This window comes from Pseudovibrio ascidiaceicola (assembly GCF_900114245.1).
In the GTDB taxonomy this organism is placed as follows: Bacteria; Pseudomonadota; Alphaproteobacteria; order Rhizobiales; family Stappiaceae; genus Pseudovibrio; species Pseudovibrio ascidiaceicola.
Genome location: NZ_FOSK01000001.1, coordinates 101751 through 115393, shown reverse-complemented (window position 1 = coordinate 115393; position 13643 = coordinate 101751). Strand labels below are relative to the sequence as shown.

Genomic DNA, 13643 nt, shown 5'->3' with positions numbered 1-13643 from the left:
GTTGATACTGGAAGTGCAGAGGCCCAAGCCTTATCTTGGATATAAGCAGTGCTTATGGAGCAGTTATGGATCTTCTGAATTTGCTGGAGAGTTTTGTTCGTGTCATTGACAACGGGTCGTTGAGTGGTGGTGCGCGTCAACGCCATATCAGTCAGCCCGCTATGAGCCAGCAACTGAACCTGCTTGAAGCGCAGGTCGGGCAAGAGCTTGTTTTCCGAACTAACAAAGGCGTTAAGCCGACAGTTGCCGGAAAGATCGTTTATGAGCATGCTCAAAAGATGCTGCGCCAGAGCGCTCTGATGTTTGAGGAGGTACAGGACCAAGCTGCAGCAGAAAGTGGTTCACTGGTTGTTTCTGTTTCTCAGGCCATGGGCGCTGACATAATCACTCCGCTTATCTTCGATCTTCGTAAGCAATACCCAGACCTTTCAGTCTCAATTAAAATGGATGATGATCTGATTGATGTTGTGCAAACCGGTATCGATTTAGCGATCCGTACAGGCATCACCGGAGATACCTCAGGGGTTTCCAGAAAAATTGCGATTGTTGAAACCTGTTTGGCAGCCAGCCCGGACTATCTTGCAAAGCATGGTATGCCGCAAACTCCCGAGGCGCTGTCTGACCTCAACTACATTCAATACAGATACGAGAAGCTAGTCAGTTCGCTGGATATGTTTCGACATGGGCAAAAGCATGTGGTTGCTTTGAAGTCTGAGTTTGTCGCTGGGCACCCCCAGGTAATGGTGCAGGCCTTGTTGAACTCAGTTGGGTTTACGCGCATGCCGTTGTTTATGATGCGAGATTTTGAGGCAAACGGGCAATTACAACGGCTACTTCCTGACTATCAGTGTGAAGAGAAGCCGGTCTACCTTGTCTACCCTTCGCGCGATGCGGTGACACGTAAAACCGAGATCTTCATTGATGCAATGATTGAACGATTCCGGGATGCTCCGGGCATACGGTTGGTTGGGCAGAAGCCTGTTCAACTTGCCCAACCTGCCTAATTTATAGTCCTTAGACAGTCTCGTTGACCTGCTCATCCACGATGCGGACAATGTCTGACATGATTTCTGTCAGGTGGAAGTCCTTTGGTGTGTAAACGGCTGCAACACCTGCTTTTTTCAGTTCTTCGGCATCCTCTGACGGTATAATGCCGCCAATGATGATCGGGATGTCCTCCAAACCGTTTTCTTTCATTTTGTCGAGCACATCATGGACCAGTGCCAAATGTGAGCCAGACAGGATCGACAGGCCGACGACGTGGACGCCTTCTTCAAGAGCGGCGTTGACGATTTGGGCAGGGGTCAAGCGAATGCCTTCGTAAACAACTTCCATGCCGCAATCACGGGCACGCACTGCGATCTGCTCTGCGCCATTGGAGTGGCCATCCAGCCCCGGTTTGCCAACGAGGAATTTAAGGCGTCGACCCAGCTTCTCTGAAAGCTCGGAGACTTTTTGCTGCACCTCTGCAAGGCTCTCGTTGTCGTCTGGTACCGCTTTGCCGACGCCAGTTGGAGCACGATATTCGCCGAAGACTTCACGCAGGGCAGCGCCCCATTCTCCAGTCGTCGCACCTGCCTGAGCTGCTTTAATGGATGCTTCCATAATGTTGTTGTCAGAAGAAGCTGCTGCGCGGAGCTCCAGTAGAGCGGATTTAACAGCGTTCTCGTCACGTTCAGCTCGCCAGGCCTGAATGCGCTGGATGGCTTCTTCTTCAACATGCTCAGGAACTGTGAGGATGCCGCCGTCTTCATCTGATGCCAGTGGAGATGGTTCAGTTTCAGTCCATTTGTTGACGCCGACGACGATCTGATCGCCAGATTCAATGCCTGCCAGACGCTTGGAGTTGGACTCCACGAGCTTCTGCTTCATATAACTGGACTCAACGGCTGCAACTGCTCCGCCCATTTCTGCGATGCGGGCAAGTTCTTCTCTTGCTTGTTCTTTGAGCGCTTCGACCTTGGTTTCAATCTCTTTGGAGCCATCGAAGATATCTGCATATTCCAACAGGTCCGTTTCATAGGCCATGATTTGCTGCATGCGCAGAGACCATTGCTGATCGAACGGTCGCGGGAGGCCAAGAGCTTCGTTCCATGCTGGTAGCTGAACGGCACGAGCGCGCGCGTTTTTAGAGAGAACAACAGCCAGCATCTCAACGAGAATGCGGTATACGTTGTTTTCTGGTTGCGGTTCTGTCAAGCCGAGTGAGTTGACCTGAACGCCATACCGGAAGCGACGGTAACGCTCTTCTTCAACGCCATAACGATCGCGACAAATTTCATCCCAGAGCTCTGTAAATGCGCGCATTTTGCACATCTCGGTGATGAAGCGCATGCCTGCATTTACGAAGAAGGAAATCCGGCCCACGAGTTTCGGGAAATCGCTTTCGGAAATGACACCAGAAGCGCGGACATTGTCCAGAATTGCGATAGCAGTCGCGAGCGCGAAGGAGAGTTCTTGCACTGGTGTCGCGCCTGCTTCCTGCAGATGGTAGGAACACACGTTCATCGGGTTCCATTTGGGCATGTTGGTGTAGGTCCATGAAATCACGTCGGTTGTGAGACGCATGGATGGTGCTGGTGGGAAGACGTAGGTGCCGCGTGACAAGTACTCCTTGATTAGATCATTCTGTGTGGTGCCAGCCAGCAGCGAGCGGTCTGCGCCTTGCTCATCAGCAGCAGCCACATAGAGCGCAAGCAGCCATGGGGCTGTTGCGTTGATCGTCATAGAGGTGTTCATGCGCTCCAGCGGGATCTCGTTGAAGAGCGTGCGCATGTCTCCCAGATGAGAGATGGGTACTCCAACCTTGCCAACCTCACCGCGCGAGAGCGGATGGTCCGGGTCGTATCCCGTTTGGGTTGGGAGATCGAACGCGACAGAAAGGCCCGTCTGACCCTTTGCGAGGTTCGTGCGGTAGAGCCGGTTGCTGTCTGCAGCGTTGGAATGTCCTGCATATGTGCGGAACATCCACGGACGGTCTTTCGTTGCGCCTTTAGGTGAACCGGTACTCATAGTCTATTGCCTCCCTGATCCTCCCAGCATTTTATAAGGGACAAGATCTCAATTCTGCCTACACCTTTGCATAGGTTTTAGTGGTTGGTGCAATGCAACATTAGAAGAAGTATTCTTCGCAAGTTAAGCAATAGTTGTATATATTTTATGAGTTCTTTGTAATGATAATTCTCAAATAGCCGATATTGACAGGTTGTATTGTTTTGCGTTGCAGCAAATAGTGGATTGGAAGCGTTAGCAGAGGACTTGCTTTCACTCTCATGAGGGAAGGGCGCAACGCAAACTTGGAGGAGAATATCATGAGTTCCGTTGCACGGGTTGTCGAAGCTGGGTCAGAGGGAGGCCCTGAGTTCAAGGACCTATATGAGATTGGTGAGATTCCACCGCTGGGACATGTTCCAAAGAACATGTGGGCGTGGACCATTCGCCAAGAGCGCCATGGTTCCCCTGATACAGCGATGGTCAAAGAAGTGGTGCCAACGTGGGAGTTGGACAGCCATGAAGTGCTCATTCTGGTTATGGCAGCAGGCGTGAACTACAACGGCGTTTGGGCTGCCCTTGGCGAGCCGATTTCCGTTTTTAAGGTTCATAAACAGCCCTATCATATCGCTGGCTCTGACGCCTCAGGTATCGTTTGGGCGGTTGGTTCTAAAGTTACTCGCTGGAAGGTTGGCGACGAAGTTGTCGTGCACTGTAACCAGGATGACGGGGATGATGAGGAGTGTAACGGCGGTGATCCGATGTTCTCTAACTCCCAGCGGATCTGGGGTTATGAGACACCTGATGGGTCATTTGCGCAGTTCGCTCGTGTTCAGTCACAGCAGCTGATGGCTCGTCCCAAACATCTGACTTGGGAAGAGAGTGCTTGCTACACGCTTACTTTGGCGACTGCGTTCCGTATGCTGTTTGGTCATGCACCGCATGATTTGAAGCCGGGGCAGAACGTTCTGGTTTGGGGGGCTTCTGGTGGCCTTGGCGTGTTTGGGGTTCAGCTGATTGCGGCTGCCGGTGCGAATGCTATTGGTGTTATTTCAGACGAGAGCAAGCGTGAATACGTGATGTCGCTTGGGGCAAAGGCCGTTATCAATCGAAAAGACTTCGATTGCTGGGGCCAGCTGCCGAAAGTGAACTCGCCTGAGTATGATAACTGGACCAAGGAAGCGCGTAAGTTCGGTAAGGCAATCTGGAACATTACCGGTAAGGGTAATGACGTTGATATGGTGTTTGAGCACCCTGGTGAAGCAACGTTCCCGGTGTCAACACTGGTTGCCAAACGCGGTGGTATGGTTGTGTTTTGTGCGGGTACCTCCGGCTTCAACCTGACCATGGATGCTCGCTACGTATGGATGCGTCAGAAGCGTATTCAGGGCTCGCATTTTGCGCATTTGAAGCAGGCGAGTGAGGCGAATAAGTTCGTGATTGATCGCCGTATCGACCCTTGTATGAGTGAAGTGTTCTCATGGGATCAGATTCCGCAGGCTCATATGAAGATGTGGAAGAACCAACATGCCCCAGGAAACATGGCGGTTTTGGTGTGTGCACCAAAGACCGGTTTGCGCTCGCTTGAGGATGTTATTGAGGCTACCGAAAATTAATTAGGCTCACTAAAGGAAGTTGGTGCATTTCTGCGGCCAACTTCCCATTTTCCTTAAGTTTCTCACGCATAATTTTTTATTGAACGGCGATTCAATATTATCAAATGAGCGCAGATTTTCTCTGCGCTTTTCTTTTTGTAATCTACGTGATTATTCGACATTATTTGGCGTAGTTTTTTTATTTCAATTTACTGTGAAATTACCTGAATTTTCCGTGGGGATTACCTGTAAAAGAAAGTTTAAAATAGTTGTTTTGCTTCAGTAAATTTTTTTTCTCTTATTTTGCGTTTTAAATGGTGGTACTAGGGAGTTGTGAAAGTTTTATAACTTCATATTCAATGTATTCATTAAGTATATCTTTTTATATTTATTTTCCAAAAATATCTTGAGCAGATGTCTAAGTTGACAGAAAATTGAATATATCTATTTTTAATGGTGCAGTTGATGTGCTCAACATAGTGTGTCCTGCAATTGCTGAGTTTTTGACTTAGCATTACGGCCAGAACGACAAGCTGTCCTTGGCGGCTTTTCTCTCTGACCGAACAAAAAAGTATGTTTTGGTTGTTTGGAGGCATCCGTGTTGAATTTTAAATCTGCTCTCGCTGCGTGCGTAGTTGCATTACCTTTTGCTGTGTCTACGGCAGAAGCTGCAGATCCTGTTTGTGAAATTGACCGTCCTATCGTGTTTGCCGGTCTGGATTGGGACTCCAATGCTTTTCACAATTCTGTAGCTCAGTTCATCGCAGAAAAAGGGTACGGTTGTGAAACGGATGTTATTCCGGGCTCCACTATTCCGCTTCTGAACGGTATGGCACGTGGCGATATTGATGTGACCATGGAAATCTGGCCAGACAACGTGACTGAAGCTCTTGCTGAAGGCAAAGCGAAGAACCAGTTTGTTGATCTTGGTGTGAACTTCCCTGATGCGACCCAGGCTTGGTTTATTCCAAAATACCTGGTTGAAGGTGATGATGCGCCTGCAAAAGGTCTGAAGTCGGTTTCCGATCTGCCAAAGTACAAAGACGTGTTTTCTGATCCAGAAGAGCCAGAAAAAGGTCGTTTCTACAACTGTATCGCTGGTTGGGGCTGTGAGGTCATCAACTCTAAGAAGCTCAATGCGTATGGCTTGCTTGATAGCTTTGTGAACTTCCGTCCTGGTACAGGTGCTGCGCTGTCTGCTGCGATTGAATCTAACATTCGTCGTAAGAAGCCAATCGTGTTCTACTACTGGGGCCCGACTTGGGTGATGGGTAAGGTCGCTGATGATCTGATTCAGCTGGAAGAGCCTGCCTACAACAAGGAAGCTTGGGACAAGCTGTCTGAAGAGACTGATCCATCCAAAGTGACCGAGGCTGTTGCATACCCACTGTCCGCGACGCACGTGTACGTCAACACAGAGTTCCACACAACTGCGCCTAAACTGGTTGAGTTCCTGACTGCTTACGAAACCACCAGTAACGACGTTTCCAAGGCTCTTGCTTACATGCAGGACACTGGCGGAACCACCGATGACGCTGCTGCTGAATTCCTGAAAAACAACGAAGAAATCTGGACCGGCTGGGTTCCAGCTGATGTCGCTGAGCGTGTGAAATCTGCTCTGTAATATCAAAGACAGCTGACTGTTTTTGAAAATTAGCGAATGAAAAGCGATCACGGGACTTGTTTCCGTGATCCTTGCTAAGAAGAATAAGAGGATCACATGGCTTTCGACGTGTTTCCCAACTTTGGGAAACCTATCCGGACTTCCACAAACGATCTGGTTGATTTTCTCGTCGTGAATTACGGCGATGGATTTGAGGCCTTTTCCAACTCCATCCTATTTTTGCTGGTGCGGTTAGAGCGACTTCTCCGTGGCGCTGATCCTATCGTGATCTTGATCTGCATCGGCCTGATTACCTTTGCTGCGAGTCGTCGTTGGGGGCTTAGCCTGGTGATGGTAGGTGCAATGTGGTTCATCGGTACACTGGGACTTTGGGAAAAGTCCATGCAAACAGTGGCGATCTTGCTTGTTGCTGTGCTGATCTCCGTTGTGATTGGTGTGCCGCTTGGTGTTATCTCTGCTCGTTCAAACCGTTTCAGAGCTTTGCTCAACCCGGTATTGGACTTGATGCAGACCATTCCAAGCTTTGTTTATCTTATTCCTGCGGCCATGCTGTTTGGTCTGGGTAAGGTGCCAGCTATTTTGGCAACTGTGATTTATGCTGCACCACCGCTTATTCGTCTGACGGATCTTGGTATCCGTTACGTGGATGAAGAGGTTGTTGAGGCGAGCCGGGCCTTTGGCGCAACGCGCTGGCAGATCCTTAAGGGCGTTCAAATCCCACTTGCGCTGCCTTCCATCATGCAGGGTATTAACCAGACTATGATGATGGCGTTGGCTATGGTGGTGATTGCGTCCATGATTGGTGCACGCGGCGTGGGTGAAACCGTTCTGCTTGGGTTGCAACGTAATGATGCAGGACAAGGTTTGCTCGGTGGTTTAGCGATTGTTGTTCTTGCTGTTGTGTTTGACCGTATCACACAATCAGCCGGACAACGGATGCAGGCGCATCGCAAGGTAACAGGGTGAGGCGCTAACACATGGCATTGATCGAAGTACAAAACATTACCAAGATTTTTGGCAAGACGCCTGATAAGGAACTTGCCAAGGTCAAAAATGGTATGGGCAAGGATCAGCTGCTTGCTGAGACTGACCATACTCTTGGCCTGCATGATGTCTCTCTTAGCATCGAGAAGGGCGAGATCTTCGTGATCATGGGCCTTTCCGGTTCTGGTAAGTCCACGCTTATTCGTCACTTCAACCGCTTGATTGACCCAACAGACGGGCACATTTTGGTTGATGGTGAGGATGTTATGGCTCTTTCCGATAAAGAGCTGGAAGACTTCCGCCGTCATCGTATGTCGATGGTGTTTCAACGCTTTGGCCTGATGCCGCATCGGACAGTGCTGCAGAACGTTGCTTACGGTCTTGAAGTGCAGGGCATTGCAAAAGCAGACCGCGAAACCACTGCTCGTGAGTGGATTGAGACGGTTGGACTTGGTGGTTTTGAGCACCAGTACCCGAGCCAGCTTTCTGGCGGCATGCAGCAGCGTGTGGGTCTTGCCCGTGCGCTTGCAACAGATGCTGACATTCTGCTGATGGATGAAGCGTTTTCTGCACTTGATCCGTTGATCCGCTCTCAGATGCAGGATCAATTGGTGGAGTTGCAGGAGAAGCTGCATAAGACCATCGTGTTTATCACGCATGATCTGGATGAAGCTTTGCGCATTGGTGACAAAATTGCGATCCTTAAGGACGGTGTTCTGTCACAAGTCGGTACACCGCCAGAAATCCTGCTTGAACCAGCTGATGATTATGTGCGGGCGTTTGTGCGTGACGTGAACCGTGCTCGCGTGTTGACCGTTGATACCGTTATGCAGCCACCTGCTGTGCGTATTACCCATGACAACATGGAAAAAGCGCTGGCTGATATGCGTCGTCATGACGAAGATTTCGGTTATGTGGTTGAAGACAAAGAATTCCGCGGCATCGTTACACAAGAGGGCCTTGCTGAGGAAGTTGCTAAACCAGGTGATAGTCCATCCCTTTATGCTTTTGCTGATGACAGCAATGCGGTGGAGCTGGAAAGCACTCTGGAAGAAGCTCTCCCAACAACATTGGAAGCGGATTATCCGGTTCCAGTTGTTTGTGAGGACGGAAGGCTTATGGGCGTATTGAGCCCTGAAGAGATGGGCAGTGTGCTGACACCTCCAGAAGAGCAAACCGATGCCGATGCTGAAGGTGCTGAGGAAAAGGCTGAGAAGGCTGAGACAGCCAAGCCTCATGCTTTGAAAGAAGCATCCTAGCGTTTCATCTAAGAAGTTTGAAAGGCCGGCTTCGCCCGGCCTTTTTTTATTCACTTATACGTGTGCTTTTAGTTTGAGCTTGGTTTGCCTCATTTAGTCGGTAGTGTGTCCATAAGATTCGAAATTTGCCGAAAAGTGATTTTGTATGAAGACGTTTCGTGGTGGGAGTGTTGCTCTGGTTCTTGCTGTTGGACTGATGCTCACTGGTTGTGTCAGCACCGAGGAAACGCCAAGCTACTATCAGAACTTAGAGAGCCATTCTGCTCAGATTGATGCGAGTGTTGTGGCTTCAATGATCTCCAGCTATCGCTCTCAAACAAATTTGTCGCCGGTTACGGTGGATCCAGCTTTGATGCGTGTTGCTCAGGCACAGGCGGATGGAATGGCTCGTGCAGAGGATGTCAATGCCGCGCGCAAAGGCGATCTCAAGCTTGCCGTCCTGATGAAGGGCGTCGGGCAGGGCGATATTCATGCAGTAGGCAACCTCAGTGCTGGTTATCGCCGGTGGGCAGAGGCCTTTTCGGGATGGCGTGACTCGCCGAAGCATAATGCGGTGATGCTGGATGCAAACGGAACGCGCATTGGAATTGCAACAGCTTATGCTCCTCGGTCAAAATATAAGGTTTTCTGGAGTCTTGTCGTGGCTGGACCGCGCTAACCCAGTTTCCTTTTGGGGCTAAAAGAGCGACCAAAGGCCAGTATCTCGTTGTGCGCTGCAGCGATAAACTCTCTTCACTAACGAATTTGGGTTTAGGGGACTTTTGGTGTGCTGCCACCACTGACTTCATACGAGGAATTGCGAGCTGAGTTTCGCTGGAATATTCCTAGGCGCTACAACATTTCTCATGATGCTTGTGATCGTTGGGCGGATGTTGAGCCTAAGCGCACGGCTTTGCTGCATGTGTTGTCTTCCGGCGGTATTGAAGCGTGGAGCTATGGTCAGCTCAAAGGAAACTCCTGCCAGCTTGCAAACTCGCTGCAGTCTCTGGGTGTCGCTCCACGTGATCGTGTGGCCTTGCTGCTACCGCAAGCACCTGAAACTGCCATCTCTCATCTTGCAATTTGTCGGCTGGGAGCTGTCGCCGTTCCATTAGCTGCTTTGTTCGGCCCAGATGCACTGCGGTATCGGCTGGAGAACGCTGGCGCGAAAGTGGTGATTACCAATCAGGCAGGACTTGAGAAACTTTCTGCAATTCGTGAGCAGCTCCCGCTTCTTGAGCATGTCATTTGTGTCGATGGTGCTGGGGATAGAGCTGTTGGTTTCTGGAACTTGCTTGAACAAGGCTCTGACAGCTTTGAGAGCTATGCGACTAGCCCTGATGATCCAGCTTTGATGATTTACACCTCAGGCACAACAGGACAGCCTAAAGGCGCGCTGCTGGCGCACCGCGTGTTGCTTGGGCATTTGCCGGGTATACAAATGGCACATGAGATGCTGCCGCAGGCTGGAGATGCATTCTGGACACCTGCTGACTGGGCTTGGGCGGGAGGTTTACTGAATGCATTGCTGCCTTCGCTGAAGTTCGGGGTACCGGTGGTAACTGCCCGGATCGACAAGTTTGATCCGGAAGGCGCGTTTGACTTGATGGCTCGACATGGCGTTCGTAACGCGTTCATTCCGCCTACCGCACTCAAGATGATGCGAAGTGTTGACCATCGTAAGTATTCTGAAAAACTCCAGCTACGTTCTGTTTGCTCAGCGGGAGAAGCATTGGGACGTGAAGCATTTGCTTGGTGTCATGAAGCGCTCGGTGTTGCGCCAAACGAGATGTACGGACAGACTGAGTGTAATCTCGTGCTGGGGTCTGGGGCGGGGATAGGAGTTTCACGTGCGGGCGCAATTGGTAAAGCTGTGCCGGGACACGATGTTGCTGTTATCCGTCCAGATGGATCTGTTTGCGAATCAGAAGAGCAAGGCGAGATTGCAGTTCGGCGTGGTACGCCTGTTATGTTCCTGGGGTATTGGCGGAAACCTGAGGCCGATCAGAGCAAGTTCCTTGGTGGTTGGATGCTGACAGGTGATCAGGGTGTTGTTGATATGGATGGATATGTCCACTTCGTTGGCCGCAATGATGATGTCATTACTTCAGCTGGTTATCGCATTGGGCCGACTGAGATTGAGGATTGCTTGATCAAACATGAGGCGGTTGGACTGGCTGCTGTGGTCGGTAAGCCAGATCCGATACGGACGGAGATTGTGAAGGCTTATGTTGTTCTGAAAGATGGTTTTGAACCAAGTGAAGGCTTGGTTGATGACATTCGCCAATATGTGCGAGTGGGGCTTTCTGCTCATGAATATCCGCGGGAGATTGAGTTTGTCTCTGAAATGCCTTTGACGACCAGCGGAAAGGTTATTCGCCGGATTTTACGGAACAGAGCGCAGGAAGAGGCAGAGCTGGTTGAAGGCTAGGCTGTTATTTTCGACCAAGCAGTTTCTTAATTTTGCTCTTTAACGCCAACTTTGCACGAGCTCCTGCTTGTGCCTCCCACATTGCAAAGCGGGCTATTGGGCCTTTGCTAATAAATAGCGTGGCATATGGAAACCTTGAGGTCCACGCCTTGTTTGCCATCTGATTATCCGGTGTGGAGAGGGAGTCTGCCCCTGAGAACGCGGGATCTCTGAGAAGTTTTTGAGTGCTGAAATAGATGAGCAGTTGTCCTGGTGAGAACTTTGCGAAGCTCTCATCGAAGGTTGTTTTCCAGCCAAATATGCGGCCTTGCTCACGCAGTAGGATGTTGGCTGCAATCAGCTTATCGTCGAGTCGCAACTGTCCAATACGGATGTTATCTGCTTCGCCTGACTTTGATACCAGCTCACGTGTGAAGGCGGCATCAGGTGCTCTGGAAAGGAGCGCGGTGCCTTGTTTGCCTTTCCAGCCAGCTGCCTCGAGCTTTAGGAAATCTTCGAGTCCTGCTTGAATGTCATCTGAGGTTTCCAGCATGGTGAAGGAAAGCGATCCTTCCTTCTCTAACCGGCGCTGGTTTTTAAAGGCACCTTTCCATGAGGACCGTTTTTTGAGGGCGTCAAAGTCGGCGCGACCTTCTCTGCCAGATAGCTGGAAGGCGCGATCTTCTTCTGAGGAAACCTGATACTTCCATCCGTGTGCTGAAAGTACGCTTTCCAGGCACTTATAGACGGGGCCGCCGGTTCCATGGAAAGGGAGGATTAGTGTTTTGGTCCAGCTCAAGTTGCAGGCAGTTTCCAGCAGTTTGCTGAGTGTCGCTGGCGTCGCTTCCTCAGAAAGTAGCAGGGTGCCGAGAGGCCCATAATCACCAGCTAATGTGCTTGGTAGTTTGAAGAGGAGGCCACGCCTTACCATTACGACGGGCATAACCGCGAGCGCTTTTGTGCCGGAAGGATCAAGTGCCAGTAACAGTTTGATTGAACCATTTGCTTTGTGTGCGTTGAATGCATTCACGAAGCTGCTGGAGAAGAACGGGTTGGGCTCCAGTGCATGCTGAGAGAGTTGCTGCCACAGGTGCTCAGCTGCCTTATCTTTGCCGGGTGTCAGCAGCTTTATCGTGGTGCTATCCTGCTTCATTGACTGGAGTTTCCCGTCTCTTCAATGGCAAAATGAATGTGTGCAACCCAAGGCGTTTGTTGGCAACGCGATAAAGAATGCATGCTTCAAAAAATATGACCAATGTGGTTGCCAGGGCGGCTCCATACAGGCCCAGTGTTGGAATAAGTGCTGTGTTGAGAATAAGGTTCACCACAAAGACACTGGCATAGATCTTGGCGCAGGTGTTTTGGTGTCCTGATAGGGTCAGTAATGCGTCAACCGGGCCAACGGATGCGCGTGCCAATACACCAACGACAAGGATGTAGAGGATTGGTGTGCCTTGAGCAAAGTCCTCTCCAAACAACGAGAGCAGGAATGGTCCAACGGCCATGACAAAGCCGGCCATGAGCAGTGTTGGCCAGAAGGTCATTTTAGCAGCGCTAGTTACGAAGTCCTTGAGGCCATCTCGGTCGCCAGAGTGGTAAAGACGGGCCATGCGCGGTGCGCTTGCGGCGCGTACCGCGTAATAAACAAAATGCATCAGTGCGAGGGTGCGTGATGCTGCGAAATAAATTCCGACTTGATCTGGCGGGAGCCAAAGGCCGATCAAGATGACATCAGAGCTGGTGATGAGCTGGAAGAAACCATCAACTGCCAACATGGGAACCGATACAAGCAGCCATGACTTTATTTGCAGTTTACGTGGAGCAGCGTGGCGGACTTTGTTCAGCGAGACTTCCATCATAATTGTCTGAAAGAAGGTGATCGTCCAGACGGCTGCGATGGTGACGATGCAAGCTGTGACGGCTGTTGGCGGATAGCCCAGCATCAGCGCAATCAACATGAATGCGAGCACTAGAAGAGGACGGCCTATAAAATCTGGCAGCATTGCCTTGAGCTGCCAGTCTTGCGCACGGGCAATGCCTTCCAACATACCGGTGTAGGTGTGCATGGGCAGGCAGATTGCGATGAGATAAAGCGGCAGGATGTATGCATTGCCAATGAAATCAGAGAAAGTCCAGGCAATGGCTACGCCAATTACTGCAATGGTTGTTGAGCTAAGCAATACAAGGAAACGGGCGCTGAAGAGCAATCCATTGAGGAGCTCATATTGCTTCTTCTCCAGATACTCTGGAATGAAACGCAGAAGGGAAACAGAAAACCCAAGCCCTGAGAAAACGCTCAGTATGATGACGACCGTCCAGACAACAATGAAGATGCCGTATTCAGAGGCGCCCATCCAGCGGGCTAAAAAGACCTGCATGATATAGGCGAGTGCTGCGCTTCCGATGCGTACTGCAAAAACAATTAGCGCAGAGCGCTGTGCTCCTCCAGCTTCGCCTTTGCTGAAGAGAATGTTGAATAGTTTTTCCAAAATCGGCAGCAGTTTTGCATGGGTGCTGTAGGGCAAAAGCACTGCTGACCATTTGAGGAGGAGTTCTTGCACGCGATACGCCTTAATTATTTCTGGTCAATTATTACTAGTATGAAAATTAATATTTTCGGAATGCTGTTTTGTGGTGTTGTCGTGTTGATTGGTCCCTGAGTTAAAACAGAGGCTTAGCCGGATCTTGAAGTTTTTGAAATTCTTGTTTTGATACTCTCGCAGTTTTTGATGCTTGACTCCTGTGCGATTTGACGGAATCAATGTAAGAACATATAGAGAACAAAGTGAAATTTACCGAGA

10 protein-coding genes are annotated in these 13643 nt (G+C 50.2%); 7 read left to right on the top strand and 3 right to left on the bottom strand.

All coding sequences use genetic code 11. The features are described 5' to 3' along the window. Window positions 1–65 precede the first annotated feature (65 nt). Window positions 66–1004, top strand: coding sequence for a LysR family transcriptional regulator (locus BM231_RS00575; protein WP_093515975.1), 939 nt, complete (start codon window positions 66–68; stop codon window positions 1002–1004). Between the two features lie 10 nt (window positions 1005–1014). Here BM231_RS00575 and BM231_RS00570 read toward each other — a convergent pair whose 3' ends face one another. After that, on the bottom strand, window positions 1015–3012 hold the full coding sequence (locus BM231_RS00570; RefSeq protein WP_063308853.1) for a protein meaA: 1998 nt from the start codon (window positions 3010–3012) through the stop codon (window positions 1015–1017). A 299-nt stretch (window positions 3013–3311) separates the two neighbouring features. On the opposite strand from BM231_RS00570, the gene ccrA reads away from it, so the two are divergent. From ccrA to BM231_RS00540, 6 genes are all read left to right on the top strand, one after another. Then, window positions 3312–4607, top strand: a complete 1296-nt coding sequence (gene ccrA, locus BM231_RS00565) for a crotonyl-CoA carboxylase/reductase (protein WP_063308888.1) — start codon at window positions 3312–3314, stop codon at window positions 4605–4607. Between the two features lie 577 nt (window positions 4608–5184). Next, entirely contained in the window at window positions 5185–6210 is a 1026-nt protein-coding gene (locus BM231_RS00560) for an ABC transporter substrate-binding protein (RefSeq protein ID WP_093515973.1), read from the top strand. A 108-nt stretch (window positions 6211–6318) separates the two neighbouring features. After that, window positions 6319–7176, top strand: coding sequence for an ABC transporter permease (locus BM231_RS00555; RefSeq protein ID WP_057463568.1), 858 nt, complete (start codon window positions 6319–6321; stop codon window positions 7174–7176). Window positions 7177–7187: 11 nt separating this feature from the next. Then, a complete protein-coding gene (locus BM231_RS00550) occupies window positions 7188–8453 on the top strand; it encodes a quaternary amine ABC transporter ATP-binding protein (RefSeq protein ID WP_093515966.1) in 1266 nt (421 codons plus the stop codon). Between the two features lie 145 nt (window positions 8454–8598). Beyond that, window positions 8599–9111, top strand: a complete 513-nt coding sequence (locus BM231_RS00545) for a CAP domain-containing protein (RefSeq protein WP_093515964.1) — start codon at window positions 8599–8601, stop codon at window positions 9109–9111. A gap of 108 nt (window positions 9112–9219) precedes the next feature. Beyond that, a complete protein-coding gene (locus tag BM231_RS00540; RefSeq protein ID WP_093515962.1) occupies window positions 9220–10863 on the top strand; it encodes an AMP-binding protein in 1644 nt (547 codons plus the stop codon). A gap of 4 nt (window positions 10864–10867) precedes the next feature. On the opposite strand, the gene BM231_RS00535 is transcribed toward BM231_RS00540, so the two are convergent. Beyond that, entirely contained in the window at window positions 10868–11995 is a 1128-nt protein-coding gene (locus tag BM231_RS00535) for a GNAT family N-acetyltransferase (RefSeq protein WP_093515960.1), read from the bottom strand. Then, entirely contained in the window at window positions 11982–13403 is a 1422-nt protein-coding gene (locus BM231_RS00530; RefSeq protein ID WP_093515958.1) for a lipopolysaccharide biosynthesis protein, read from the bottom strand. Before BM231_RS00530 ends, BM231_RS00535 begins: the two co-directional genes overlap by 14 nt. Between the last annotated feature and the right edge of the window lie 240 nt (window positions 13404–13643).